Raw genomic sequence first — 23,737 nt, 5'->3', positions numbered from 1 at the left:
TATCAGTCGTCGTGTGCGTCGAGCTCGCGCTCGTCGCGCGACTGCTTCCAGATCCGGTAGACCTCCCATGCGGCGAAGCCGAGCGTGCCCCACTTCAGCGCGGGGCCCGCGCTCGCGCGCAGCAGCGAGCGAACGGGTTTCGCCAGCACGAGCGATGCGAGCGAACTCAGCATCGGATACTGGTTGACGAGGTGGCCGAGGCTCGCGTTCAGGTTTTTTGCGGACTGGCTGAACTTGCTGCCGGAAAGGCCGGGGATGAATACCTTGAGCCAGCTGAAGCGCGTGACGGCCTGGCGCATTTCGCCGGCGGCCGCCGCGAGTTCGAGCCGCTCGACTTCGGATCGCAGGATCAGCAATTCCTTGCGGAGCGCGCGATGCTGCGACGCGCTCCAGTTCGATCGCGACGAATGGGGGCGGTGTGCATTGCCCGTGACGTTCTGGCTCATGGCGCGTCGGCGAAGTAGGTGGGAAGGGGGAACACGACTGCGTTCACGGCTTGCCGCGGAACAGTTCGCGGTCTTTATCGAGTTCGGCGAGCGTCGCCTCGAACACGGTCGGCGCATCGCGCAGGCCCGAGCGCGCTTTCAGCGCGCACACGATGCCGCCTGCGGCATACAGCGCGGTGATCGCTGCGAGCGATTGCCAGCGATAGGTATCCCAGAACGCGATCGCGACGAGCACGGTCAGGCTCATGAGCGCCATCGTCGCGAGCATCATTGCGGCGAGCCCGAGGAACAGCACGCCCATCAGGCGTTCCTTCTCTTCGGCAAGCTCGATGCCCACCAGTTCGAGGCGCGTTTGCAGAAGCCCGATCGCGGAGCCGACGAGGCGGCGCAGCGGTCCTTGGCCGGATGGCTGCGAGGTGGTGTCTGTCGTCATGGGTGAGGTGCTTGCGCGTGCAGTGAGCAGCTAGGACAAAGCCGGCCGGCGGCAACCGCCGGTCGGCTTCGACGCCCGCGGGCCGCGCGACGCGGCCCACGGGGCGGAACGGCGCAGCGCGCGTTACTTGCGGTTGATCAGCAGACCGATCAGTACGCCGACGCCGGCTGCAACGCCGATCGACGTCCACGGATGCTCGTGCACGTAATCGTCGGTCGCGCGAGCGGCCTTCTTGCCTTTCTCGACGACCACGACCTGGACGTCGGCGGCCTTGTCCTTGGCCTGCTTCAGGCGCGACATGGCTTTCTCGCGCAACTCGGCCGCACGGTCGCCCGTGCTGCTGGCGGCTTGCTTGAGCAGGTCTTCGGCGTCCGCGAGAACGGTTTTGATATCCGACATCAGTTTCTCCTTGTTGATTTCCGACATTGCAACTCCCTTCGTGCTGTCATGCTGCAGGTTCACATCGTAGCGAAACGCCTGCCTGCTGGCGAGCCGGGAAGACGTACGGCGGCAGTGCAAGACCGCATGGTAAACGATTTGTAATTATCAGCAGGGCGGCAAACCGCTGAAAAGTTTCCCACGTGGCCGGCCGTCTTGCCGCAACACCGCGTAAAAATGACAAAAAAGTATGAATATCAAACGGAATAATCGTTCGCACGGCCCATTGCTTCCCGTAAGCTGATGGACTGTCCCGCGCCATACGGCGCGCGGTTTCAACCAGCATCGTTCGAGGAGGGAACATCATGAGTCTGCGTCTTGGCGACATCGCACCGGATTTCGAGCAGGAATCGAGCCTGGGGCCCATCAAGTTTCACGAGTGGCTCGGCGACAGCTGGGGCGTCCTGTTCTCCCACCCGGCCGACTACACGCCGGTGTGCACGACGGAACTCGGACTGACCTCGAAACTGAAGGGCGAATTCGAGAAACGCAACGTGAAGGTGATCGCGCTGTCGGTCGACGGCGTCGAATCGCACAAGGGCTGGATCAACGACATCAATGAAACGCAGTCGACGGTCGTCGGCTTTCCGATCATCGCCGATGCGGACCGCAAGGTTTCGCAGTTGTACGACATGATCCATCCGAACGCGAACGAAACGCTGACGGTGCGCTCGCTGTTCGTGATCGACCCGAACAAGAAGGTGCGGCTCACCATCACCTATCCGGCCAGCACGGGCCGCAACTTCGACGAAGTGCTGCGCGTGATCGACTCGCTGCAACTGACCGACAACTACAAGGTCGCGACGCCCGGCAACTGGAAGGATGGTGACGACGTCGTGATCGTGCCGTCGCTGCAGGATCCGGAAGAGCTGAAGAAGCGGTTCCCGAAGGGCTTCAACGCGGTGCGTCCGTATCTGCGCCTCACGCCGCAGCCGAACAAGTAAGCATCGGCGCGTGAACGCGGTACCGGGCCGGCGGCCCGGTCCGCGGATCCGATATCGGATGAAAAACGGCCCGCCCGGCAGTCATGCCGGGCGGGCCGTATCTTTTTGCGCGTACGCTGCATCGCTGCCGGGCGCGCCGCATCCGGACGATCAGAAGAATGCCTGGATGCCTGTCTGCGCGCGGCCGAGGATCAGCGCATGGATGTCGTGCGTGCCTTCGTACGTGTTGACCACTTCGAGGTTCACGAGGTGGCGCGCGACGCCGAATTCGTCGGAGATGCCGTTGCCGCCGAGCATGTCGCGCGCGAGCCGCGCGATGTCGAGCGACTTGCCGCACGAATTGCGCTTCATGATCGACGTGATCTCGACGGCCGCCGTGCCTTCGTCCTTCATCCGGCCGAGGCGCAGCACGCCTTGCAGGCCGAGCGTGATTTCGGTCTGCATGTCGGCGAGTTTCTTCTGGATCAACTGGTTCGCGGCGAGCGGCCGGCCGAACTGCTGGCGGTCGAGCACGTACTGGCGCGCGGTGTGCCAGCACGATTCGGCGGCGCCGAGCGCGCCCCATGCGATCCCGAAGCGCGCCGAGTTCAGGCATGTGAACGGGCCGCGCAGGCCGCTCACGTTCGGCATCAGGTTCTCTTCTGGTACGAACACCTCGTCGAGGACGATCTCGCCGGTGATCGACGCGCGCAGCCCGACCTTGCCGTGGATCGCGGGCGCGGACAGGCCTTTCCAGCCCTTCTCGAGGATGAAGCCGCGGATCGCGTCCTTGCCGTTCTCTTCGAGCTTCGCCCACACGACGAACACGTCGGCGATCGGCGAATTCGTGATCCACATCTTCGCGCCGGACAGCGAGTAGCCGCCGGGCACCTTCTTCGCGCGCGTGACCATGCTGCCCGGATCGGAGCCGTGGTTCGGCTCGGTCAGCCCGAAGCAGCCGATCCATTCGCCGGTCGCGAGCTTCGGCAGGTATTTCTGCTTCTGAGCGTCCGAGCCGAATTCGTGAATCGGCACCATCACGAGCGACGACTGCACGGACATCATCGACCGGTAGCCCGAATCGACGCGCTCGACTTCGCGCGCGATCAGCCCGTAGCTCACGTAATTGAGGCCGGGGCCGCCGTATTCCTCCGGAATCGTCGGCCCGAGCAGGCCGACTTCGCCCATCTCGCGGAAGATGGCTGCGTCGGTGCGTTCGTGGCGGAACGCTTCGGTGACGCGCGGCGCGAGCTTGTCCTGCGCGTAAGCCTGCGCGGCGTCGCGCACCATCCGCTCTTCCTCGGTCAGTTGCTGGTCGAGCAGCAGCGGATCGTCCCAATGAAAAGTTGCAGCACTCATCGTCTCATCTCCTGTCGGTCCGCGTTAGCGCTTCAGCGCTTGCGCAGACCCCATGCTTTGCGGTCGTCCCCGGTTTGATCGGGCTCATGCCAAATGATCGCTTGACTGAAGTTCCGCTGTGCGGAACAATGTTTTGCAAATCGAACCCAGTGTAGCACCAGATGACACTTTCAACCATCGACGAAACCACGATCGACGAACGCAAGTTCGTCGTCGCGCTCGCGCGCGGGCTCGACCTGCTGCGCGCATTCCGGCCCGGCGAGACGATGCTCGGCAACCGCGACTTCGCGGAGCGCACGGGGCTGCCGAAGGCGACCGTGAACCGGCTCGCCTATACGCTGACCGTGCTCGGCTATCTGCGCTACGACGAGACGCTCGGAAAGTATGCGCTCGACGCCGGCGTGCTGTCGCTCGGCTACGCGCTGCTGTCGGGCTCGGGGACGATCGACCTCGCGCGGCCGCACATGCAGGCGCTCGCGCGCGAGATCGGCGCGGCCGTATCGCTCGGCTGCCGCGACGGGCTCGACATGATCTATCTGGAGACGATCCGCAGCGAGACCGCGCTGACGCTCGGGCTCGCGCCCGGTTCGCGGCTGTCGATGCTGACGAGTTCGATGGGGCGCGCGTACCTGGCCGTGCAGCCGGAGGACGTGCGCCGCGCGCTTTATGCGGAACTGCATCGCGCGGCCGGCGGCGCGGCCGACGCCGATGCGCTCGTCGCCGCCGCACAGCATGCGGTGGCCGAGTTCTCGGCGGGCGGTTGCTGCTATTCGTTCCGTGCATGGCATATGGACGTGAACGCGGCGGCCGTGCCGTTTCGCGAGCCGCGCGAGGGACGCTGGCTGATCCTGAGCTGCAGCGGCCCCGCATCGTCGATGGACGAGGACGTGTTCCGTACGCAGGTCGGGCCGAAGCTGAAGGCGCTCGCGCAGCGGCTCGGGCAGACGGCGTGAGCAACGCGGCGCGCGGCTATCGCCGTCGCGCCGCAGCGGTTTCGTCTCCGGTGTCGGTGAGAGCCGATGACGGCGCTGCCGCCGTCTCTTGTGCTGCGGTCGAACCGCGCTCATCATCGTTCGCCGGCTTCCCGACGACGAGGTTCGCGATGTTCCACCCAGAAACGATGGAAGGCGGATGCGCGTGCGGCGCGATCCGCTACCGTATCGCCCACGTTCCGACCGACGCCGGCTTCTGCCACTGCCGGCTCTGTCAGCGCACGACCGGCGCGGCGGTCGTCGCATCGGCATCGGTGCCGATCGACGCGTTCGAATACCTGCAGGGCGAGCCGACCGTCTACGCGTCGAGCGCGTGGGGCGAGCGGCGCTTCTGCGGCCGTTGCGGCGCGCAGCTCGAATACCGGCTTGGCGACGCGCCGAAAACGGTCGAAATCAATTATGCGACGCTCGACGAGCCGTCGCGGCTGCGTCCGGCGTGGCACGTCTGGTATGGGGATCGTTTCCCGGGCATCGAGATCGACGACGATCTGCCCAAGTACGACGATGGCGGACGAGCGTAAGCGGTAACCATCGGCACCGACGGGCAGGCGTCGGGCAGCGGGTCGCGCCAGGCGACCCGATCGTCCCATCCCGCAGCAGCACGACACCCGCATCCGGCATGCGGCGCGCGGCTCTCCGCGCGCGCCTGCCGCCCCATCCGTTCAGGCCGTCACGACCTTCGCGAACGCGGGCCCCTGCATGAACCGCACGTCGTGCTGGCGCAGCAGCTCGCACTGCGTCTCGTCGACGACGCCGTCGAAGATCAGCGGAATCCGCACGCGCTGCGCATACGCGACGAGCGCCTTGACCATCCCGTCGCGCAACGCGATGCCCGCATCCATCTTGATGTAGTCGGGCCGCGCCATCTCCGATTCGACCGCGAGGATGCGGCCCGGATCGGGCAGCTTGTCCGCGACCTTGAAGCCGTGATGCTGGTAGCTGCGCGTCAGGTAGCCGAGGAAGGTCTTGTGCGCGACCGCGACCGCTGGCAGCTCGATCACGATCCGCTCGGTCGGCAGCCCGAAGCGCTGCAGCACCGACGAGAAATGCTTGCCGTGGTCGTACTTCACGCTCTTGAGCAGCCGTTCGTGCACGCGCAGGAACAGCAGCCCGTGGCGCTGCGCGCCGAAGAAGTTGATCGCGTGCAGCGCGCGCGACAGGCGGTCGATCGCGACGAGTGTCTGGTCGTCGACGGCCGAGTCGACCGGATCGTGCGCGGCGCCCGTGACGACCGTGACAGCCTGGAAGCCGAGTTCGTCGCCGTAGCGCTCGATCGCGTCGGTGAACGACGTCGATTGCGGCGCGCCGGGCATCGTCACGTCGTAGATCGGTTCGTAGGCGCTGCCGAGCGTGCGCTCGGGCAGATTCGCGCTCGCGGTGCCGCCTTCGGCAAGCGCGAGGTGATCCCGCAGATACGGCAGTTGCCCGGCACGGGCGACCAGCTCGGGAATGGTGGGCGGAATCATCGGCGTAAGAAGGAAAAACGGCGGCCGAACGGGCCGCCTCGTATCTCGATATTAGCAGCGCGCGCCACGCTCGGCTCGGCGTTTCGCTCATATGGTTATCCCGTCCTCGAACCGGCGGCTAGGGTTTACGTTTATTTCACTATTCGTAATTGGTTTTACTATTCGTAAATCCAGGATTTGTCGCCGATCAAGAAATGCGGCATTCGGGCGCCGCTCGACGGCGCCGTTCGCGAATCAACGGGAAGCAAGGAGCGAGACGTGGCGGTTGACAGGAAAGGCGGGCGGGAGCGCCGGCAGGTGACGGGCGGAATGACGGGCGCGCCGGCGCGCGCACGGCAGGGTTGAGGCGCGGATGGCGACCATGAGCATCGATTACCAGACGCTGAAGTTCGAGTACCGTCCGCGCGCGCATGACGCGGCCGTTCACCCGGTGATCGTCGTCGGCGCGGGCCCGGTGGGCCTGTCGGCCGCGATCGACCTCGCGCAGCAGGGTGTGCCTGTCGTGCTGCTCGACGACGACGACACGCTGTCCACCGGCTCGCGCGCGATCTGCTTCGCGAAGCGCACGCTCGAGATCTTCGACCGGCTCGGCTGCGGCGAGCGCTTCGTCGACAAGGGCGTGAGCTGGCACGTCGGCAAGGTGTTCCTGCAGGACGAACAGCTTTACGCATTCGACCTGCTGCCCGAGGAAGGGCATGCACGCCCCGCGTTCATCAACCTGCAGCAGTACTACGTCGAAGGCTATCTGGCCGATCGCGCGTTCGAGCTGCCGAACATCGACATCCGCTGGAAGCACAAGGTGACGGGCGTCGAGCAGTCGGCCGAGCATGCGGTGCTGACGATCGAGACGCCGGACGGCGCCGCGACGCTGCGTGCGCAATACGTGATCGCGGCCGACGGCTCGCGCAGCCCGATGCGCACGATGATGGGCCTCGAAAGCCACGGCCGTACGTTCAAGGACCGCTTCCTGATCGCCGACGTGAAGATGAAGGCGGAGTTTCCGACCGAGCGCTGGTTCTGGTTCGATCCGCCGTTCCACCCGAACCAGTCGGTGCTGCTGCACCGCCAGCCCGACAACGTATGGCGCATCGACTTCCAGCTCGGCTGGGACGCCGATCCCGTCGCCGAGAAGCAGTCGGAGCGCGTGATCCCGCGCGTGCGCGCGCTGCTCGGGCCGGACGCCGAGTTCGAGCTCGAATGGGTGAGCGTCTACACGTTCCGCTGCCAGCGGATGGAGTCGTTTCGTCACGGCCGCGTGCTGTTCGCGGGTGATTCCGCGCACGGCGTGTCGCCGTTCGGCGCGCGCGGCGCGAACAGCGGCGTGCAGGATGCGGACAACCTCGCGTGGAAGCTGAAGCTCGTGCTCGACGGCCGCTCGGCCGACCGCCTGCTCGATACGTACGCGAGCGAACGCGAGTTCGCGGCCGACGAGAACATTCGCAACTCGACGCGCTCGACCGATTTCATCACGCCGAAAAGCCCGGTGTCGCGCGTGTTCCGCGACGCGACGCTGAAGCTTGCGCGCGATTGCGAATTCGCGCGCAAGCTCGTGAACAGCGGCCGCCTGTCGGTGCCGGCCGTGCTGGCCGATTCGCCGCTGAACACGCCGGACCGCGGCGGCGACGCATTCGCATGCGCGATGCGACCGGGCGCGGCGGCGGCCGATGCGCCGGTGCGTGTGCAGGGTGCGGCGGGCTGGCTGCTGCAGCACTTGCGCGGCGGCTTCACCGGCGTGCTGTTCGGGTTGCCGGGCGACGCGGCCGCGCTCGCGCAGGCCGTCGACGGCCTCGCGCTGCCGGTGCGGCCGGTGCTCGTCGTGCCCGCCGGGCACGCGCAGCCGGTGGCCGGCATCGACGTCGTGGAGGACGTCGACGGTTTCGCCGCGCAACGCTATGACGCGAAGCCCGGCACGTTCTACCTGCTGCGTCCCGACCAGCATGTCTGCGCACGCATGCGCACGCTCGACCGTCAGGCGCTTGCCGACGCACTGGCGCGCGCGACCTGCGCACGCTGAATACCGCATTGGACACGATAAAGACACCGGAGACCCCGTCATGCCCTCACTCGACACCCGCCCGCGCCTGGCCGATCCGGACGCGTTTTACGAAGCGCTGATCGACATGCATCGCGACCTGTCCGACGCCGACAGCCAGCTCGTCAACGCGAAGCTGATCCTGCTGCTCGCGAACCAGATCGGCGACATCGACGTGCTGCGCGAAGCGATGGCGCTCGCGCGCCAGGGCGTGACGCCGCCCGTGCATCCGGCCGCCGAGGTGGCGCAATGAGCGCGGCGCCGGCCGACGCGCGCGTGCTCGAAGTCGAGCGCGTGATCGACGAGACCCATCGCCCGGGCTTTCACTGGATGCTGCTCGTGTTGTGCGGGTTGTGCCTCGTGATCGACGGTTTCGATGCGCAGGCGATGGGCTACGTCGCGCCGAGCGTGATCGCCGAATGGGGCGTGCCGAAGCAGGCGCTCGGCCCGGTGTTCAGCGCGAGCCTGTTCGGGATGCTGCTCGGTGCGCTCGGGCTGTCGGTGCTGGCCGACCGGATCGGGCGGCGCCCGGTGCTGATCGGCTCGACGCTGTTCTTCGCGGTGACGATGCTCGCGACGCCGTTCGCAAGCTCGATTCCCGTGCTGATGGCGCTGCGCTTCGTCACGGGCCTCGGCCTCGGCTGCATCATGCCGAACGCGATGGCGCTGGTCGGCGAGTTCAGTCCGGCCGCGCATCGCGTGAAGCGGATGATGATGGTGTCGTGCGGCTTCACGCTTGGCGCTGCGATCGGCGGCTTCATCAGCGCCGCGCTGATTCCGGCGCTCGGCTGGCGTTCGGTGTTCTTCGTCGGCGGCGCGGTGCCGCTCGTGCTTACGATCGCGATGGTCGCGCGGCTGCCCGAGTCGCTGCAGTTCCTGGTGCTGAAAGGGCGCGTCGGGCAGGCGCGCGACTGGCTCGCGCGCTTCGCGCCGCAGGCCGGCATCGATGCGGACACGCGCCTCGTCGTACGCGAGCGGGCCGCGACCGGCGCGCCGGTGGCCGAGCTGTTCAGCCACGGCCGCCTGCCGGTCACGCTGCTGCTGTGGGCGATCAGCTTCATGAACCTGATCGATCTGTACTTCCTGTCGAACTGGCTGCCGACCGTGATGCGCGACGCGGGTTATTCGCCGGGCACGGCGGTGATCGTCGGCACGGTGCTGCAGACGGGCGGCGTGATCGGCACGCTGTCGCTCGGCTGGTTCATCGAACGCTACGGCTTCGTGCGCGTGCTGTTCGCCTGCTTCGCGTGCGCGGCCGTGTCGGTGGGGCTGATCGGCTCGGTCGCGCATGCGCTGCCGTGGCTGCTGGTCGTCGTGTTCGCGGGCGGGTTCTGCGTGGTCGGCGGGCAGCCGGCCGTGAACGCGCTCGCGGGCCAGTATTACCCGACGTCGCTGCGCTCCACGGGCATCGGCTGGAGCCTCGGCATCGGCCGGATCGGCTCGGTGCTCGGGCCGCTCGTCGGCGGACAACTGATTGCGCTGAACTGGTCGAACGGCGCGCTGTTCCACGCGGCCGCGGTGCCCGTGCTGTGTTCGGCGCTGTTCGTTCTTGGCCTGGCGGGCGTAACGCGGCGAAACGGCGCGCAGGCGCCGAATGTCGCGATGAATTGATGGAGAAAGGAAACGATGACGCTTGACCTGTCGAAACCGGCGACCGCCGGCTACCTGAGCGGTTTCGCGAACGAATTCGCGACCGAGGCGCTGCCCGGCGCGCTGCCGCACGGCCGCAACTCGCCGCAGCGCGCGCCGTACGGGCTGTATGCGGAGCAGCTGTCGGGCACCGCGTTTACCGCGCCGCGCGGCCACAACCGCCGCTCGTGGCTGTACCGCATCCGCCCGGCCGCCGTGCACCGGCCGTTCGAGCCATACGCGGGCCCGCAGCGGCTCGTGTCGGAATTCGGCGACTCGGCCGACGTGCCGCCGACGCCGCCGAACCAGCTGCGCTGGGATCCGCTGCCGATGCCGGTCGAGCCGACCGATTTCGTCGACGGGTTGGTGACGATGGCCGGCAACGGCTCGGCGGCCGCGATGAACGGCTGCGCGATCCACCTGTACGCGGCGAACCGCTCGATGCAGGACCGCTTCTTCTACAGCGCGGACGGCGAACTGCTGATCGTGCCGCAGCAGGGGCGGTTGTTCATCGCGACCGAATTCGGCCGGCTTGACGTCGAGCCGTTCGAGATCGCGGTGATCCCGCGCGGCGTGCGTTTTTCCGTCGCGCTGCCGGACGGCGACGCGCGCGGCTACATCTGCGAAAACTTCGGTGCGCAGCTGCGCCTGCCGGATCTCGGCCCGATCGGCTCGAACGGTCTCGCGAACCCGCGCGACTTCCTGACGCCGCAGGCCGCGTACGAGGATCGCGAAGGCGCGTTCGAGCTGATCGCGAAGCTGAACGGCCGACTATGGCGCGCGGACATCGGCCATTCGCCGCTCGACGTCGTCGCGTGGCACGGCAACTACGCGCCGTACAAATACGACCTGCGCCTGTTCAACACGATCGGCTCGATCAGCTACGACCATCCCGATCCGTCGATCTTCCTCGTGCTGCAGTCGCAGAGCGATACGCCGGGCGTCGACACGATCGACTTCGTGATCTTCCCGCCGCGCTGGCTCGCGGCCGAGGATACGTTCCGCCCGCCTTGGTTCCACCGCAACGTCGCGAGCGAGTTCATGGGGCTCGTGCACGGCGCGTACGACGCGAAGGCGGAAGGCTTCGTGCCGGGCGGCGCGAGCCTGCACAACTGCATGTCGGGCCACGGGCCCGACGCGGACACGTTCGAGAAGGCGTCCGCGAGCGACACGACGAAGCCGCACAAGGTCGACGCGACGATGGCGTTCATGTTCGAGACCCGCACGCTGATCCGGCCGACGCGCTATGCGCTCGACACCGCGCAGTTGCAGGCCGACTACTTCGAATGCTGGCAAGGCATCAGGAAACACTTCAACCCGGAGCAAAGATGAGCGACACCCAAGACTGGCGCGCGACGCTCGACCCGGCCCGCAAGAGCTGGGTCGATACGGCGAACGATCCCGCCTGCGATTTCCCGATCCAGAACCTGCCGTTCGGGATTTTCAGCGATGCGAAGCAGGCGGCGCGCCGTGCGGGCGTCGCGCTCGGCGACCAGATCGTCGATCTCGCGGCGCTTGCGCGCGCGGGCCTCGTGACGCTGCCGGTCGGCGCCGACGCGTTCGCCGCGCCGACGCTCAATGCGTTCATCGCGCTCGGCCGCGATGCATGGCGCAGCGTGCGCGTGCAACTGTCGGACCTGTTCTCGCGCGACAACGCGCGGCTGCGTGACGATGCGGCGCTGCGCGCGCAGGTGCTCGTCGCGCAGCGCGACGCGACGCTGCATCTGCCGGTCGAGATCCCCGGCTACACCGATTTCTATTCGTCGAAGGAGCACGCGACCAACGTCGGCTCGATGTTCCGCGATCCGAAGAATGCGCTGCTGCCGAACTGGTCGGAGATGCCGATCGGCTACAACGGCCGCGCGTCGTCGGTGGTCGTGAGCGGCACGCCGGTGCGGCGCCCGAACGGGCAACTGAAGCTGCCCGACCAGGAGCGCCCGGTGTTCGGCGCGTGCCGCAAGCTCGACATCGAGCTGGAGACGGGCTTCATCGTCGGCAAGGGCAACGCGCTCGGCGAGCCGATCGCGTGCGAGGATGCGGAAGCGCATATCTTCGGGATGGTGCTGCTGAACGACTGGAGCGCGCGCGACATCCAGCAGTGGGAATACGTGCCGCTTGGCCCGTTCAACGCGAAGACGTTCGCGACGACGATCTCGCCGTGGATCGTCACGCTCGACGCGCTCGAACCGTTCCGCACCGCGCAGCCGGAGCAGTCGCCGCAGCCGCTCGCGTATCTGCGGCACGCGGGCAAGCATGCGTTCGACATCGCGCTGGAAGTGACGCTGCGTGCCGAGGGAGCAGCGGAAGCGACGTCGATCTGCCGCACGAACTTCAAGCACATGTACTGGACGATGGCGCAGCAGCTCGCACATCACACGGTCGCGGGCTGCAACACGCGGGTCGGCGACCTGATGGGCTCGGGCACGATCAGCGGGCCGACGAAGGATTCGTTCGGCAGCCTGCTCGAACTGACGTGGAACGGCAAGGAGCCGGTTGCGCTGGACGGCGGCGGCAGCCGCGCATTCATCGAGGACGGCGACGAGCTGACGCTCGCCGGATGGTGCCAGGGCGACGGCTATCGCGTCGGCTTCGGCACCTGCGCGGGCAAGATCATGCCGGCGCGGAGCGCGTAACGCGTTACGCGCAAGACGCGGCACGTAGTACGGCAGTACCGGGCGGCCCGCATCATGCGGGCCGTCGTCATTGTGTGGCGGCGCGTGCGTGTCAGACCGCGCGTTGCAACGCGGCGCGGCGCTCCCATAGCGCGGCCCCGACGAACGCCGCGACGCAGACGACCAGCACGCCGACCAGCGCGTTGCTGCCCAGTTGTTCCATCAGTGCGCCCGCGACGAGCGGGCCGCCGAAGCTCGCGGCGCTCCACGACGCCGACACGAGCGAGCTCGCGGTGACGAGCGCCGCGCCGCGGAAGCGTTCGCCGCATGCGACGAGCGACAGCGTGTAGATGCTGCCGGCCGCCGCGCCGAGCACGAACAGCAGCGGCCAGCACAGCCACGGGTTCGCGATCACGAGCGGCAGCAGCGGCAGGCCGGCCAGCACGATCCAGCCCGCGCCGAGGTGCACGCGTTCGCGGCCGAGCTTGTCCGCGAGCCAGCCGATCGGGAACTGCATCGCGGTATCGCCGAACAGCATGATCGACGCGAGCAGCACGGCGGTCGCGCTCGCGACGCCGTGATCCATCGCATAGAGCGGCAGCAGCGACAGCGCGAGCGTATCGAACAGCGCGAAGAACCCGGTGCCGATGATCAGCGCGGGCATGCGCGGCAGCACGTCGAGCCAGCGACCGTGCGCTTCGTGATGCGCGTCGTCGCCCGCGAGCGGCGCGCGCCGGATCGTCGCGAGCGTCGGCAGCGCGAGCAGGAACAGCGCGCCGCACAGTGCGAAGCGGATGCTCGTCGCGCCCGCGATCTGGCTGACGAGCACGGGGCCCGCCATCTGGAACAGCGTGAAATTGGTCGCGTAGATCGCGACGACGCGGCCGCGCGTCGAATCGTCGGCGAGCTGGTTGACCCACGCCTCGCCGATCGTGAACAGCAGCATCAGCGCGGCGCCGCACAGCACGCGCAGCACGCCCCACAGGATCAGGTTCGACGTGAACTGCATCAGCGCGGTGGCTGCCGCGAGCAGCACGACCGACACGACGATCGCGCGGCGCGAGCCGATGTGCCGCGCGAGCGCGGTGACGAACGGAACGATCGCGAGGCCGCCGAGCGCCTGCGCGGCCGTCAGCATGCCGACGACGTTGGTGCCGTGTCCGGCTTCGGTCAGTGCGAGCGCGGTGAGCGGCAGCGTGGCGCCGGTCCCGAGGCCGACGACCGCGACGCTCAAAATGAGCGCGAGGAAATCACGATTGAGAATGGCTTTCATCGGCCGGGATGCTACACCGCGGACCTTGAAAGGTCCATGAAGGCCGTCAGGATCGAATGCGTTGCGCGCGCAACGAATGCGCGTCGGCGCGTTACACGTATTCGGTCGGCGCGGCCAGCGGGCGGCGTTCGAGCGACGCCGACCACAGCGTGAGCGCCAGCGCCGCGACGGCCATCGCGACGCCGACCCACGGCAGGTTCACGAGCGACACGCCGGAGCCGATCGCCATTCCGCCGAGCCACGCGCCCGTCGCATTGCCGAGGTTGAACGCGCCCTGGTTCAGCGTCGATGCGAGGTTCGGCGCGTCGCTCGCGCGATCGACGATCAGGATCTGCAGCGGCGGCACGATCGCGAACGCGAGGATGCCCCACACGAAGATCGTCGCGAGCGCGGCGAACGGCAAATGCATCGTGCCCGCGAACAGCGCGAGGACGAGGCCGATCAGCGCGAGCGTCGCGATCAGCGACGGCATCCGGCGCCAGTCGGCGAGCCTGCCGCCGAGCGTGCCGCCGACCGTCAGCCCGAGGCCGAACAGCAGCAGCACATAGGTGACCTGACGCGGCGAGAAGCCGGTCACGTCCTCGAGGATCGGCGTGATGTACGTGAACACGCTGAACAGGCTCGCGGACGCGAGCACGCTGATGCCGAGCACCATCAGCACCTGCGGGTGCTTCAGCACGCTGAATTCGCGGGTGATGCTGGTATCGGGCATCGCGAGGTTCTTCGGCAGGCAGACCGCGAGCGCGGCGGCCGCGGCGATGCCGATGCCGGTGACGGCCCAGAACGTCGCGCGCCAGCCGAACGCCTGGCCGAGCGCGGTGCCGAGCGGCACGCCGAGCACGTTCGCGAGCGTGAGGCCCGTGAACATCAGCGCGATCGCCTGCGCGCGGCGGTTCGGCGCGACGAGGTTGCTCGCGACCACCGAGCCGATCCCGAAGAACGCGCCGTGGCAGAACGCGGTGACGACGCGCGCGGCCATCAGCACCGCATAGCCCGGTGCGATCGCGCAGAACAGGTTACCGGCGATGAACAGCCCGATCAGACCCATCAGCGCGCGCTTGCGCGGCATCTTCGCGGTGACGATCGCGAGGATCGGCGCGCCGATCGTCACGCCGAGCGCATAGCCCGACACGAGCATCCCGGCGGCCGGAATCGACACGCCGAGGTCGCGCGCGACGTTGGGCAGCAGCCCCATGATCACGAATTCGGTGGTACCGATTCCAAATGCGGCGACGGCGAGGGCGAAAAGAGGCAAGGGCATCGCGGTAGGCTCGGGAAAAGCCGCTGCTCGGGTGGGCGCAGGATGCGCGGGGCGGGCGGCGGGAAGGCGAACGACAGCGCGATTCTACTTCAGTGAAAACCCTTATGCTTGGGGCCAAAACGGATGTTGCCGGCGTGCGACGGGGTAGCGGGCGGGAAGCTCACAATGTGGGATTTTGCGGTGGTTTGTCTGCGGCATGTGACCGTGCCGGGGTCGGAGCGGTGGCGGCTACCGGGCCGCGCTTCAGGCGATGCGTTCGGGCGACCCGTCGGAGGGTGCGGCGGATCGAGCCGGTTCGGCGATGGTGTCCGGTGTGCGTGGCACGCTTGCGTCCGGTTCGGCGTTCGTGTCCGCAGGCGATGCACGCGATGCAGGCGATCCGGCGGCGTCGATCGAGGCCGGATCGTCCCAGCCGTTCTCGAACAGGCATGCTTCGATCGGCATTCGCGCGGCCCAGCGCTCCTGCTCGAGCATCGGCTTTGCATAGAACGCGTCGACGTGCCCGACGCACAGCACGGCGATCGGCTTCGCGCCGGCGGGCATCCGCAGCAGCGTGCGCAGCGCATCGACGTCGAACAGCGACACCCAGCCCATCCCGAGCCCTTCCGCGCGCGCGGCGAGCCACATGTTCTGGATCGCGCACGCGGCGGACGCGAGATCCATCTCCGGCAGCGTGCGGCGGCCGAACACGTGGTGTTCGCGGCCGTCGGCGAGCGCGACGACCAGCAGCTCGCCGCATTCGCGCACGCCTTCGACCTTCAGCCGCATGAATTCGTCCTGGCGCTCGCCGAGCGCGTCGGCGGTCGCGCGGCGCTCGGCCTCGACCAGCGCGTGGATCGCGGTGCGCAGCGCGGGATCGGTGATGCGGATGAAGCGCCACGGCTGCATGAAGCCGACGCTCGGCGCGTGGTGCGCCGCGCGCAGCAAGCGCGCGAGCACCGGTGGATCGATGGGCGCCGGCGTGAAATGGCGCATGTCGCGCCGTTCGAAAATGGCGCGGTAGACGGCGGCGATGTCGGAGTCGTCGAAACGCATGAGCGGCAAAAGCAGGGGATGACGTCGGCGCAACGATAGCAGACCGCGCGCGGGCCGCGTTACATCAGTCGAAACAAAATGCGGGATTGTTGATGTAAAAGATCGTGTTTTCAGCGTTGATCAAAAGCAAACGATTGCGGTGTCGCCGGCAACCATGAAATGAGCCGGTTTCGTCGATTTCTCAGCGATTTGCCGTCACGAGGTTCTGCGGCGTGCCGGCATGCCACGCCTCGATGTTCAGCAATGTGGTGTGCGCGATCTCCGCCAACGCCTCGCGCGTGAAGAATGCCTGGTGCGACGTGACGATCACGTTCGGGAACGTCAGCAGGCGCGCGAGCACGTCGTCCTGCAGCGGCAGGTCGGAGTGATCCTCGAAGAAGAGCCCGCTTTCCTCCTCGTACACGTCGAGCCCGAGATGGCCGAGCTGGCCGCTCTTGAGCGCGTCGATCAGCGCCTGCGCATCGACGAGGCCGCCGCGGCCGGTGTTGATCAGCATCGCGCCGTGCTTCATCCGCGCGAGCGTCTGTTCGTTGATCAGATGGTGCGTCGACGGCAGAAGCGGACAGTGCAGGCTGACGATGTCGGCCTGGTGCAGCAACGCGTCGAGCTCGACATAGCGCGCACCGAACGCGATCAGCTCGTCGTTGTACGGCGGCACCGAGTGCGCGAGCACGTGCATCCCGAAGCCCATCATGATCTTCGCGAACACGCTGCCGATGATGCCGGTGCCGATCACGCCGACCGTCTTGCCGTGCAGGTCGAAGCCGAGCAGGCCGTTCAGCGAGAAGTCGCCTTCGCGGGTGCGCGCGACGGCGCGCGGCAGGCGGCGGTTGAGCGCGAGGATCAACGCGACCGCATGCTCGGCGACCGCGTGCGGCGAATACGCGGGTACGCGCACGACCGCGATGCCGAGCCGCTCGGCGGCCGCCAGGTCGACGTGGTTGAAGCCCGCCGAGCGCAGCGCGATCAGGCGCGTGCCGCCGTCCGCCAGCCGTTCGAGCACGGCTGCGTCGACGGTGTCGTTGACGAACGGGCAGACGACGTCATAGCCGTGCGCGAGGATCGCGGTTTCCGCGTCGAGGTGCGACGGCTGGAAGTGCAGCCGATAGCCGAACTGCCGGTTGGCGGCGGTAAACGAATCGTCGTCGTACTGCCGGCTGCTGAACAGGATCACGCGCACGCTGCACCTCCGATGGCTGACGCGCGCAGTTTACTGCAGGCCCGTGACGATGTCGGAGCGGTCGGGGCCGCGCGACGGACGCAGGAAGCCGTAATCCTTCCGCTCGCGGGCCGTCTGCGCGCTGAAGTGGTCGAGCGCGTGCTCGACGAAGCTGCGCGTGCGGGCCGGCACGTACTGGCGGTTCGGATAGACGAGCGACAGTTGCGCATCCGGGTCGTCGATCCGGTAGCCGGGCAGCAGCCGCACGAGCGTGCCGCCGCTGAGCGCATCGGCGACGCACGGCTCGGGCAGCACCGCGATGCCGGCACCGGCAATGGCGGCCGCCTGCACGAGTGCGAGCTGGTTGAGCGTGCAGGCCGGGCGCACCGTGACCGAATGCGCGACGCCGTCGTGGCCGACCAGCTGCCACGCGGGCGCATGCTGGTGCGGCGCGAGCGTGACCCAGTCGTGGCCCGGCAGGTCGTCGGGCGCGCGCGGCTCGCCGCGCCGGTCGAGATAGGCAGGCGCCGCGCAGGCGACGAACGGGTTCGGCGCGAGCGCATGGCCGATCAGCGTCGGGTTGCCGTCGAGCCGGTTGCCCGTGACGATGCCGACGTCGTAGCCCGATTCGAGCACGTCGAGCGGCCCCTCGGCGACGGTCAGCTGCACGCGCAGCTCGGGGTAGCGGTGCCGGAAGCTGCTGACGAGCGGCGTCAGCGCGAGCGGCGACAGCAGGCCCGACGCGACGACGCGCAGCGTGCCGGCCGGTTCGCGCACGGCATGCGCGACGGACGACTCGAGGTGGTCGAATTCCTCTAGCAGCGCGCGGCAACCGTCGAGGTAGCGCGCGCCGGCCTCGGTGAGCGACAGGTTGCGCGTGGTGCGGTGGATCAGCCGTGTGTTCAGGTGACCCTCGAGCATCGCGATCGAACGCGTGACGAGCGCATTGGACACGCCGAGATGGTGCGCTGCGCGCCGGAAGCTCTGCTGCTCGGCGACGCAGACGAATACACGCATGGTCTGAATCTGGTTCATGGCTTGTGTATTTCTGGCCCGGTTGATTGATTATGGTTGTGATTTTTCGCCGCGCAACCTGGAAAATGCATCGCGCGGCACCCAGTTCTCCTTCGTATCGAAAAATCTGTTTTCGATTCCGCAGACGATTGTTAAATATAGTTGCGATATCCGTCAACCTGAGAAAACGGGCGGGTTGCGGAAAATCGAAATCGCGAGTACCGCTTAAAAGTCGGGCTGTCTCGTGTGCCTGCCGTTCAAAGGCGGCAGAGTATTGGAATATGCATCGTGTCGACGAATAATTCGTATGTTAATCAATTGGTTGTTCGTGATTCGATCAGGTTTGCTCCGGTGATTTGGGGAATCGATCCCTAATACATGCTGCAGTAATGGATGTTTTTACCCATGCGCGGATTTTGCGTATTGCATTCCGTTCGGCGATTTTTATCGAACATCCGGTCTATTCCGTTCAATACGCAAGTCGCGCTGAACCGTCGGCATCGATGAAACGAGGCGATATTGGCGGAGAAAATCGCGCGCATGGAACCGTTTCACAACCGGCCGGCAATGCCATTCCAATCCGGAACGCCGGCGCGCGATGCCTGGGCGGCCAGCTGGCCCGGTCCGGCGACCGGGCCACCGTCGCGCTGTCCGGCCGAGCGTGCCTCTTGCGCGAGGCCGCGGAACGCGGAATGATCGATCAGTTCGCCATGCAGTTGGGTTTGGCGGGCGTCCGTGTATTTCCCATCCTCACCTTTTGCCAGCCATGTCCATCGATTACTCGCCGATTCCCTGTCCCGTCGTCGTGCCGCTCGACGCGATCCTGCCCGAAGAACCGCTGCTGATGATGGGGGCCGGCCCGGTTCCGATCCCGGCCGCCGTCGCGAAGGCGAACACGATCGTGATCAACCACCTCGGCGCGACGATGGCGAAGATCATCGAGCAGGTGAAGGAGATGGCGCGCTACGTGTTCCAGACCCGCACGAAGTGGGTGCTCGGCGTCGCGGGCCCCGGCTCGGCCGCGATGGAAATGGCGATCTCGAACCTCGCCTGGCGCGGCACGCGCGTGCTGTCGATCCGCAACGGCTTCTTCAGCGCGCGGATGGCCGAGATGGCCACGCGCGTCGGCGCCGACGTCGCGACGCTCGAAGTGGCCGACCGCGCGGTCGCGAGCCTCGACGAGATCGCGGACGCGATCGCGCGCGAGCGGCCCGAGATCGTCACGATCGTGCAGGGCGAGACGTCGAACACCGTGTGGAACCGCGATCTGCGCGACATCGCTGCGCTCGCGAAGGCGGCCGGCGCGCTGGTCGTCGTCGACGCGGTGTGCACGCTGTCGACGATGCCGCTCGACATGGACGCGTGGGGCATCGACGCGGTGATCACCGGCGGCCAGAAGGGGCTGTCGTCGATCCCGGGCGTGTCGCTGATCGCGTTTTCCGACGCCGCGTGGGAGCGCATGAAGCATCGTCCCGAGCCGAATACGCACTGGTGCCTCGACATGGCGCTCGCGGAGAACTTCTGGCACAACGCCGGCTACCACTACACGGCGCCGGTGTCGGGCGTGCTCGCGCTGCACGAGGCGCTGCGGCTGGTTTGCGCGGAGACGCTCGAAAGCCGCTTCGCGCGCCACCTGCGCTGCTCGCTCGCGCTGCAGGCGGGTGTCGAGTCGATGGGGCTCAAGCTCTATGCGCCGAAGGACTGCCGGCTCAATTCGGTGGTCGGGATCGAGACGCCGGAAGGGCTCACGCCCGGGATGGTTTGCGGCCATATCTCGAAGCAGTACCAGGTCGAGATCTCGGGCTCGTTCGGGTTGCCGATCGTGCGGATCGGGCAGATGGGCGAGCAGTGCCGCGAACACAACCTGTTCCGCACGCTGCATGCGTTCGGCCGCACGATGGTCGACCTGAAGGTACCGGTCGACCTGCCGGCCGGCGTCGCGGCGCTCGAACAGGAACTGTCGCAACGCGGCGCGTAACGCCGCAGGCGGCAACCGGCCCTGGTGGCCCGGCCGGCTGGCCGCGATCGGTCGATCGCGCTCAGCGGCCCTGCATCGCGCGCCGGTACGTATTCGGCGTCGTGCCGTGCGCGTCGCGAAAGCGATGGCTGAAGTGGCCCGCGTTCGCGTAGCCGCAGTCGGCCGCGACCTGCGCGAGCGGCAGCGACGTCGTGCGCAGCAGTTCGCGCGCCCGCGCGAGCCGCTGCTCGGCGACCCACGCGTGCGGCGCGCGGCCGAACGACAGCCGGAACATTCGCGAGAAGTGGTATTCGGACAGCGCGGCGACGTCGGCCAGTTCGCCGAGCGTCAGCGGCTGCGTCAGGTACGTGTCGATGTAGTCGCGCACGCGGCGGCGCACGGCCGGCGCAAGCCCGCCGCGGAACGACGCGTCGGTACGCGTCGTGCTTTGCCCGCGCAGCAGCAGGCTCAGCACCTCGTGCGCGGTCTCGTTCACACGCAGCCGCTCGTCGGCATCGTCCCAGCCGTCCAGCGCGAGCGAGCGCAGCAGCGCGGCGACGCGCGCATCCTCGAAATAGGTGCGGTCGGCGAGCTTCAGCTCGCGCGGCTCGCGGTCGAGTTCGCGGATCGCGCGCTGCGTGAAGTGCTCGGGCAGGAAATAGAGATGGATGAAGTGCATCTCGCCGCGCACCCACCAGCGCGATTCGTGGTCGCCCGGCAGCGCGCACAGCAGGCTCGGCGCGCCGTAGCGCGGCACGCGTTCGCGCTCGGTCCGGTAGCCGCCGTCGAGGTAGCACGACAGCGTGTGGTGGCCGGGTTGCTCGTAGATCGTCTCGCTTTCGTCGGTGATTCGCGTCCATTCGGCGATCGCGAGATGGTCGCCGAGCCACGCGAAGCGCTCGAGCGTCGCGTTCGCGTCGGCGAGCGTGCGGCAGACCGACTGCAGGCCGAACGGCAAATCGCCGCCGGCCAGGGTGGCGGCGCGGTCGACGGGCGGGGCGGAGAGGGAGAAGCTCATGGTGCGACGAGTATAAGCGGGCGTGCGGCGCCGGGTGCGGCGGCCGGAAAAAGACCGCAATTCCGGACAATCGGTGCGCGCCGCGCGGCGGCATAGTCGGGATCCCGTTTCATCCGATTCCCGGACCATCGCCGCCATGAACCTGTCGCTTTATTTCGTCACCGTGCTGATCTGGGGCACCACCTGGATCGCGATCAAGTGGCAACTCGGCTCCGTGCCGCCGCCCGTGTCGATCGCGTGGCGCTTCTGGCTCGCGGCCGCCGTGCTGTTCGCGCTGCTGCGCGTGATGCGCCGGCCGATTCAGCCGCCGCGCGAAGCCTGGCGCTACCTCGTCGCGCAGGGCTTCGCGCTGTTCTGCCTGAATTTCCTGTGCTTCTACTACGCGGAGCAGGTCGTGCCGAGCGGGCTCGTCGCGGTGATCTTCTCGACCGCGCCGCTGCTGAACTCGATCAACGGCCGGCTGTTCATGGGCCGCCCGCTGCGGCCATCGGCGATTGCCGGCGCGCTGCTCGGCCTGATCGGCATCGCGTGCCTGTTCTGGCAGCAGATGGCCGGCCATCTCGACGATCACGCGACCTGGATCGGGCTCGCGATCGCGTTCGCGGGCACGATGTGCTTCTCGGCCGGCAACCTGCTGTCGAGCCGGATGCAGTCGATGGGGCTGCACCCGCTCGCGACCAATGGCTGGGCGATGCTGATCGGCGCGGCGATCCTGACCGTCGGCAGCGCGGTGGCCGGGATGTCGTTCACGCTCGACATGAGCCCGCGTTATCTCGGCGCGCTCGTCTACCTCGCCGTGCCGGGCTCGGTGATCGGTTTCACCGCGTACCTGACCCTCGTCGGCCGGATCGGGCCGGAGCGCGCCGCGTACTGCACGGTGCTGTTCCCGATCGTCGCGCTGGCCGTGTCGACGGTGTTCGAGGGCTACCAGTGGTCGCCGCTCGCGGTGATCGGGCTGCTTCTGGTGGTGGCCGGCAATCTCGTCGCGTTCGACCTGACGCGCCGGCTGTTTCTCCGGACGGCCTGAGCGCGCCGGCCGTCGCAACGGCCTCCATATAAAAAAACGCCTGCGCGATGCAGGCGTTTTTTTTTGAGGCGACGGCGCTGCGACTTCCGCGACCGGCCGCCGTGCGGCGTGATCAGGCGGCCGCGCCGCTCCCCGCCACACGCGCCTGCCGCTGGTACAGCACCATCGACAGCGCGACGCCCGCGGCGGCGGCCACCGCCGCGAACAGGAACACCTGCGGATAGCCGAACGCACCCGCGACATAACCGGCGAGCGGGCCTGTGATGCCGAGCGACAGATCAAGAAACACCGAGTACGCGGACAGCGCCGCGCCGCGGCTCGCGGGCGGCACGAGCGCGACGGCCTCGACGCCGAGCGCCGGGAAGATCAGCGCGAAGCCGAAGCCCGTCAGCGCGGCACCGACGAGCGCGACGTGTGGCACCGGCGCGAGCCACAGCAGCACGAGGCCCGAGCATTCGAACGCGAACGACACGATCGCGACGCGGAAGCCGCCGTAGGTCTTGATCGTGTTCGCGAACAGCAGGCGCGCGCCGATGAACAGCGTGCCGAACACGGTCAGCGACAGCGCGGCGTTCGGCCAGTGGCGCGCCGCGTAGTACAGCGTGACGAAGGTCGCGATCGAGCCGAAGCCGGCCGAGCCGAGCGCGAGGCCGAGGCCGTGCGGCAGCACGCGCGTGAACACGCTCGCATACGACATCCGTTCGCCGTGCACGAGCGGCACGGAATCGATCAGGCGCGCGAGGTAGAAGCCGAGCGCGGCGAGCGCGATCACGATCACGCCGATCAGCGCCGGATTCAGCGTATGCGCGATCGCGACGCCGACCGGCGCGCCGAGCGCGAGCGCGCCGTAGGTCGCGATGCCGTTCCACGAAATCACCTTCGCGTTGTGCGCGACGCCGACCCGGCCGATGCCCCACAGGATCGCGCCGGTGCCGCACAGGCTCTCGCCGACGCCGAGCACGAGCCGGCTCGCGACCAGCAGCACGAGGCTCGCGACCGGCCAGTGTGCGAGCAGCAGCGCGACCAGCAGCAGCACGCCCGACACGCCGCAGCCGACCAGCCCGCGCAGCACCGTCTGCTTCGGGCCGAGCGTATCGGCGAAGCGCCCGGCGAGCGGCCGCGACGCGAGCGTCGCGAAATACTGGACGCTGATCGCACCGCCCGCGACGATCGCGGAAAAGCCGAGGTCGTCATGGACGAAGCCCGGCAGCACCGCGAGCGGCAGGCCGATGGTCAGGTAGCAGATGAACGTGAAGCAGACGACGGACACGATTTGCAGCGTGACCGCGAACCCGCTGCGTGCTGGTGTGGCGGAATCGGATGACATGGGGTCGGAACGAATGAGCGAAACGGAGGGTGACGGAACGGAATACGGCGCAAAACGGAATCGGGATTTTCCCATGGAACCGGTTTTCACGCAGGTACCATTTAGTTAATCGCGACCCGTTTTCGCGCGCAACGGATCGGCGCCGGCACGCCGGGAAGGCCGTGCGGAAAGGGCGACGGGCGCCCCGGCGCTCATATCGCGGCAGTTATATGGGCCTCATGCGTGATGGGCTATGGGTTGCGAAATTTGATGGTGATAGCGTGCAAACTGTCAGAGAAACGTCGGTCGGGCGCTCCGCGCAGGCCGCTTTACCCCCCATTTGAAGAATCATCGAGA

At 67.7% G+C, this 23,737-nt stretch carries 24 protein-coding genes; 12 read left to right on the top strand and 12 right to left on the bottom strand.

Annotation, left to right across the window (positions count from 1 at the left end; translation table 11 throughout):
- Window positions 1–2 precede the first annotated feature (2 nt).
- The 3 genes from ACNQQL_RS19575 to ACNQQL_RS19565 all read right to left on the bottom strand — a co-directional run bounded on the left by ACNQQL_RS19575 (window position 3) and on the right by ACNQQL_RS19565 (window position 1,305).
- A complete protein-coding gene (locus ACNQQL_RS19575) occupies window positions 3–446 on the bottom strand; it encodes a DUF3318 domain-containing protein (RefSeq protein WP_072436234.1) in 444 nt (147 codons plus the stop codon).
- A 43-nt stretch (window positions 447–489) separates the two neighbouring features.
- Window positions 490–879: a phage holin family protein gene (locus ACNQQL_RS19570; protein ID WP_034182832.1), complete on the bottom strand. Its 390-nt coding sequence runs from the start codon at window positions 877–879 to the stop codon at window positions 490–492.
- A gap of 123 nt (window positions 880–1,002) precedes the next feature.
- Window positions 1,003–1,305: a DUF883 family protein gene (locus ACNQQL_RS19565; protein ID WP_026044969.1), complete on the bottom strand. Its 303-nt coding sequence runs from the start codon at window positions 1,303–1,305 to the stop codon at window positions 1,003–1,005.
- Between the two features lie 317 nt (window positions 1,306–1,622).
- On the opposite strand from ACNQQL_RS19565, the gene ACNQQL_RS19560 reads away from it, so the two are divergent.
- Window positions 1,623–2,261 carry a peroxiredoxin gene (locus tag ACNQQL_RS19560; RefSeq protein ID WP_034182833.1) on the top strand — a complete coding sequence of 213 codons (639 nt, stop codon included), beginning with the start codon at window positions 1,623–1,625 and terminating at the stop codon, window positions 2,259–2,261.
- A 150-nt stretch (window positions 2,262–2,411) separates the two neighbouring features.
- Here ACNQQL_RS19560 and ACNQQL_RS19555 read toward each other — a convergent pair whose 3' ends face one another.
- Window positions 2,412–3,599: an acyl-CoA dehydrogenase gene (locus ACNQQL_RS19555; protein ID WP_347065153.1), complete on the bottom strand. Its 1,188-nt coding sequence runs from the start codon at window positions 3,597–3,599 to the stop codon at window positions 2,412–2,414.
- A gap of 161 nt (window positions 3,600–3,760) precedes the next feature.
- Between ACNQQL_RS19555 and ACNQQL_RS19550 the strand changes: the two genes are divergently transcribed.
- The gene (locus ACNQQL_RS19550; RefSeq protein ID WP_072436231.1) at window positions 3,761–4,552 is read left to right on the top strand and encodes an IclR family transcriptional regulator; all 792 of its coding nucleotides are present in this window, start codon (window positions 3,761–3,763) and stop codon (window positions 4,550–4,552) included.
- A gap of 149 nt (window positions 4,553–4,701) precedes the next feature.
- The gene (locus ACNQQL_RS19545) at window positions 4,702–5,112 is read left to right on the top strand and encodes a GFA family protein (protein ID WP_347065152.1); all 411 of its coding nucleotides are present in this window, start codon (window positions 4,702–4,704) and stop codon (window positions 5,110–5,112) included.
- A 141-nt stretch (window positions 5,113–5,253) separates the two neighbouring features.
- Here ACNQQL_RS19545 and ACNQQL_RS19540 read toward each other — a convergent pair whose 3' ends face one another.
- On the bottom strand, window positions 5,254–6,057 hold the full coding sequence (locus tag ACNQQL_RS19540; protein WP_072436229.1) for an EAL domain-containing protein: 804 nt from the start codon (window positions 6,055–6,057) through the stop codon (window positions 5,254–5,256).
- A gap of 352 nt (window positions 6,058–6,409) precedes the next feature.
- Here ACNQQL_RS19540 and ACNQQL_RS19535 point away from each other — a divergent pair, with 352 nt between their 5' ends.
- Genes ACNQQL_RS19535 through fahA form a run of 5 tightly spaced genes read left to right on the top strand, consistent with a single transcriptional unit; the run spans window position 6,410 to window position 12,351 of the window.
- The gene (locus tag ACNQQL_RS19535) at window positions 6,410–8,071 is read left to right on the top strand and encodes an FAD-dependent oxidoreductase (protein WP_347065151.1); all 1,662 of its coding nucleotides are present in this window, start codon (window positions 6,410–6,412) and stop codon (window positions 8,069–8,071) included.
- A 40-nt stretch (window positions 8,072–8,111) separates the two neighbouring features.
- On the top strand, window positions 8,112–8,342 hold the full coding sequence (locus tag ACNQQL_RS19530; RefSeq protein WP_072436227.1) for a DUF2783 domain-containing protein: 231 nt from the start codon (window positions 8,112–8,114) through the stop codon (window positions 8,340–8,342).
- The gene (locus ACNQQL_RS19525; protein ID WP_347065150.1) at window positions 8,339–9,700 is read left to right on the top strand and encodes an MFS transporter; all 1,362 of its coding nucleotides are present in this window, start codon (window positions 8,339–8,341) and stop codon (window positions 9,698–9,700) included. The genes ACNQQL_RS19530 and ACNQQL_RS19525 overlap by 4 nt, the downstream gene beginning before the upstream one ends.
- Window positions 9,701–9,715: 15 nt before the next feature.
- Window positions 9,716–11,050: a homogentisate 1,2-dioxygenase gene (hmgA, locus tag ACNQQL_RS19520; RefSeq protein WP_072436225.1), complete on the top strand. Its 1,335-nt coding sequence runs from the start codon at window positions 9,716–9,718 to the stop codon at window positions 11,048–11,050.
- The gene (gene fahA / locus ACNQQL_RS19515) at window positions 11,047–12,351 is read left to right on the top strand and encodes a fumarylacetoacetase (RefSeq protein WP_347065149.1); all 1,305 of its coding nucleotides are present in this window, start codon (window positions 11,047–11,049) and stop codon (window positions 12,349–12,351) included. Before hmgA ends, fahA begins: the two co-directional genes overlap by 4 nt.
- A gap of 91 nt (window positions 12,352–12,442) precedes the next feature.
- On the opposite strand, the gene ACNQQL_RS19510 is transcribed toward fahA, so the two are convergent.
- The 5 genes from ACNQQL_RS19510 to ACNQQL_RS19490 form a co-directional block, all read right to left on the bottom strand.
- The gene (locus tag ACNQQL_RS19510) at window positions 12,443–13,603 is read right to left on the bottom strand and encodes an MFS transporter (protein ID WP_347065148.1); all 1,161 of its coding nucleotides are present in this window, start codon (window positions 13,601–13,603) and stop codon (window positions 12,443–12,445) included.
- A gap of 91 nt (window positions 13,604–13,694) precedes the next feature.
- Entirely contained in the window at window positions 13,695–14,864 is a 1,170-nt protein-coding gene (locus tag ACNQQL_RS19505) for an MFS transporter (protein WP_072436222.1), read from the bottom strand.
- 243 nt (window positions 14,865–15,107) lie between these two features.
- Window positions 15,108–15,899 carry a 5,6-dimethylbenzimidazole synthase gene (gene bluB / locus ACNQQL_RS19500; protein WP_347065147.1) on the bottom strand — a complete coding sequence of 264 codons (792 nt, stop codon included), beginning with the start codon at window positions 15,897–15,899 and terminating at the stop codon, window positions 15,108–15,110.
- Between the two features lie 181 nt (window positions 15,900–16,080).
- Window positions 16,081–17,079, bottom strand: coding sequence for a 2-hydroxyacid dehydrogenase (locus ACNQQL_RS19495; RefSeq protein ID WP_072436220.1), 999 nt, complete (start codon window positions 17,077–17,079; stop codon window positions 16,081–16,083).
- Between the two features lie 30 nt (window positions 17,080–17,109).
- Window positions 17,110–18,093, bottom strand: coding sequence for a LysR family transcriptional regulator (locus ACNQQL_RS19490; RefSeq protein WP_347065146.1), 984 nt, complete (start codon window positions 18,091–18,093; stop codon window positions 17,110–17,112).
- Here ACNQQL_RS19490 and ACNQQL_RS19485 point away from each other — a divergent pair.
- From ACNQQL_RS19485 to ACNQQL_RS19475, 3 genes are all read left to right on the top strand, one after another.
- Window positions 18,092–18,301 carry a hypothetical protein gene (locus tag ACNQQL_RS19485; protein ID WP_347065145.1) on the top strand — a complete coding sequence of 70 codons (210 nt, stop codon included), beginning with the start codon at window positions 18,092–18,094 and terminating at the stop codon, window positions 18,299–18,301. The two genes, ACNQQL_RS19490 and ACNQQL_RS19485, sit on opposite strands and share 2 nt — an antisense overlap.
- 160 nt (window positions 18,302–18,461) lie before the next feature.
- On the top strand, window positions 18,462–18,917 hold the full coding sequence (locus ACNQQL_RS19480; RefSeq protein ID WP_347065144.1) for a hypothetical protein: 456 nt from the start codon (window positions 18,462–18,464) through the stop codon (window positions 18,915–18,917).
- Window positions 18,839–20,050, top strand: a complete 1,212-nt coding sequence (locus ACNQQL_RS19475; protein ID WP_152861871.1) for a pyridoxal-phosphate-dependent aminotransferase family protein — start codon at window positions 18,839–18,841, stop codon at window positions 20,048–20,050. Before ACNQQL_RS19480 ends, ACNQQL_RS19475 begins: the two co-directional genes overlap by 79 nt.
- A gap of 61 nt (window positions 20,051–20,111) precedes the next feature.
- On the opposite strand, the gene ACNQQL_RS19470 is transcribed toward ACNQQL_RS19475, so the two are convergent.
- Window positions 20,112–21,047 carry an AraC family transcriptional regulator gene (locus ACNQQL_RS19470; protein ID WP_243565229.1) on the bottom strand — a complete coding sequence of 312 codons (936 nt, stop codon included), beginning with the start codon at window positions 21,045–21,047 and terminating at the stop codon, window positions 20,112–20,114.
- Between the two features lie 136 nt (window positions 21,048–21,183).
- Here ACNQQL_RS19470 and ACNQQL_RS19465 point away from each other — a divergent pair, with 136 nt between their 5' ends.
- A complete protein-coding gene (locus tag ACNQQL_RS19465) occupies window positions 21,184–22,074 on the top strand; it encodes a DMT family transporter (RefSeq protein ID WP_347065143.1) in 891 nt (296 codons plus the stop codon).
- A 112-nt stretch (window positions 22,075–22,186) separates the two neighbouring features.
- Here ACNQQL_RS19465 and ACNQQL_RS19460 read toward each other — a convergent pair whose 3' ends face one another.
- Window positions 22,187–23,401 carry an MFS transporter gene (locus ACNQQL_RS19460; RefSeq protein WP_217588206.1) on the bottom strand — a complete coding sequence of 405 codons (1,215 nt, stop codon included), beginning with the start codon at window positions 23,399–23,401 and terminating at the stop codon, window positions 22,187–22,189.
- Between the last annotated feature and the right edge of the window lie 336 nt (window positions 23,402–23,737).

Source organism: Burkholderia sp. LFS061 (assembly GCF_047978125.1).
Taxonomy (GTDB): domain Bacteria; phylum Pseudomonadota; class Gammaproteobacteria; order Burkholderiales; family Burkholderiaceae; genus Burkholderia; species Burkholderia pyrrocinia_C.
Note: the sequence above shows the minus strand (reverse complement) of the source record. Positions and strands in the feature narration are given on the sequence as shown.

Bases quoted from the DNA above. Each gene is read 5' to 3' on its own strand.
- ACNQQL_RS19575 (WP_072436234.1), bottom strand. From the start codon at position 446: ATGAGCCAGAACGTCACGGGCAATGCACACCGCCCCCATTCGTCGCGA.
- ACNQQL_RS19570 (WP_034182832.1), bottom strand. From the start codon at position 879: ATGACGACAGACACCACCTCGCAGCCATCCGGCCAAGGACCGCTGCGC.
- ACNQQL_RS19565 (WP_026044969.1), bottom strand. From the start codon at position 1,305: ATGTCGGAAATCAACAAGGAGAAACTGATGTCGGATATCAAAACCGTT.
- ACNQQL_RS19560 (WP_034182833.1), top strand. From the start codon at position 1,623: ATGAGTCTGCGTCTTGGCGACATCGCACCGGATTTCGAGCAGGAATCG.
- ACNQQL_RS19555 (WP_347065153.1), bottom strand. From the start codon at position 3,599: ATGAGTGCTGCAACTTTTCATTGGGACGATCCGCTGCTGCTCGACCAG.
- ACNQQL_RS19550 (WP_072436231.1), top strand. From the start codon at position 3,761: ATGACACTTTCAACCATCGACGAAACCACGATCGACGAACGCAAGTTC.
- ACNQQL_RS19545 (WP_347065152.1), top strand. From the start codon at position 4,702: ATGTTCCACCCAGAAACGATGGAAGGCGGATGCGCGTGCGGCGCGATC.
- ACNQQL_RS19540 (WP_072436229.1), bottom strand. From the start codon at position 6,057: ATGATTCCGCCCACCATTCCCGAGCTGGTCGCCCGTGCCGGGCAACTG.
- ACNQQL_RS19535 (WP_347065151.1), top strand. From the start codon at position 6,410: ATGGCGACCATGAGCATCGATTACCAGACGCTGAAGTTCGAGTACCGT.
- ACNQQL_RS19530 (WP_072436227.1), top strand. From the start codon at position 8,112: ATGCCCTCACTCGACACCCGCCCGCGCCTGGCCGATCCGGACGCGTTT.
- ACNQQL_RS19525 (WP_347065150.1), top strand. From the start codon at position 8,339: ATGAGCGCGGCGCCGGCCGACGCGCGCGTGCTCGAAGTCGAGCGCGTG.
- hmgA (WP_072436225.1), top strand. From the start codon at position 9,716: ATGACGCTTGACCTGTCGAAACCGGCGACCGCCGGCTACCTGAGCGGT.
- fahA (WP_347065149.1), top strand. From the start codon at position 11,047: ATGAGCGACACCCAAGACTGGCGCGCGACGCTCGACCCGGCCCGCAAG.
- ACNQQL_RS19510 (WP_347065148.1), bottom strand. From the start codon at position 13,603: ATGAAAGCCATTCTCAATCGTGATTTCCTCGCGCTCATTTTGAGCGTC.
- ACNQQL_RS19505 (WP_072436222.1), bottom strand. From the start codon at position 14,864: ATGCCCTTGCCTCTTTTCGCCCTCGCCGTCGCCGCATTTGGAATCGGT.
- bluB (WP_347065147.1), bottom strand. From the start codon at position 15,899: ATGCGTTTCGACGACTCCGACATCGCCGCCGTCTACCGCGCCATTTTC.
- ACNQQL_RS19485 (WP_347065145.1), top strand. From the start codon at position 18,092: ATGGCTTGTGTATTTCTGGCCCGGTTGATTGATTATGGTTGTGATTTT.
- ACNQQL_RS19490 (WP_347065146.1), bottom strand. From the start codon at position 18,093: ATGAACCAGATTCAGACCATGCGTGTATTCGTCTGCGTCGCCGAGCAG.
- ACNQQL_RS19480 (WP_347065144.1), top strand. From the start codon at position 18,462: ATGGATGTTTTTACCCATGCGCGGATTTTGCGTATTGCATTCCGTTCG.
- ACNQQL_RS19475 (WP_152861871.1), top strand. From the start codon at position 18,839: ATGTCCATCGATTACTCGCCGATTCCCTGTCCCGTCGTCGTGCCGCTC.
- ACNQQL_RS19470 (WP_243565229.1), bottom strand. From the start codon at position 21,047: ATGAGCTTCTCCCTCTCCGCCCCGCCCGTCGACCGCGCCGCCACCCTG.
- ACNQQL_RS19465 (WP_347065143.1), top strand. From the start codon at position 21,184: ATGAACCTGTCGCTTTATTTCGTCACCGTGCTGATCTGGGGCACCACC.
- ACNQQL_RS19460 (WP_217588206.1), bottom strand. From the start codon at position 23,401: ATGTCATCCGATTCCGCCACACCAGCACGCAGCGGGTTCGCGGTCACG.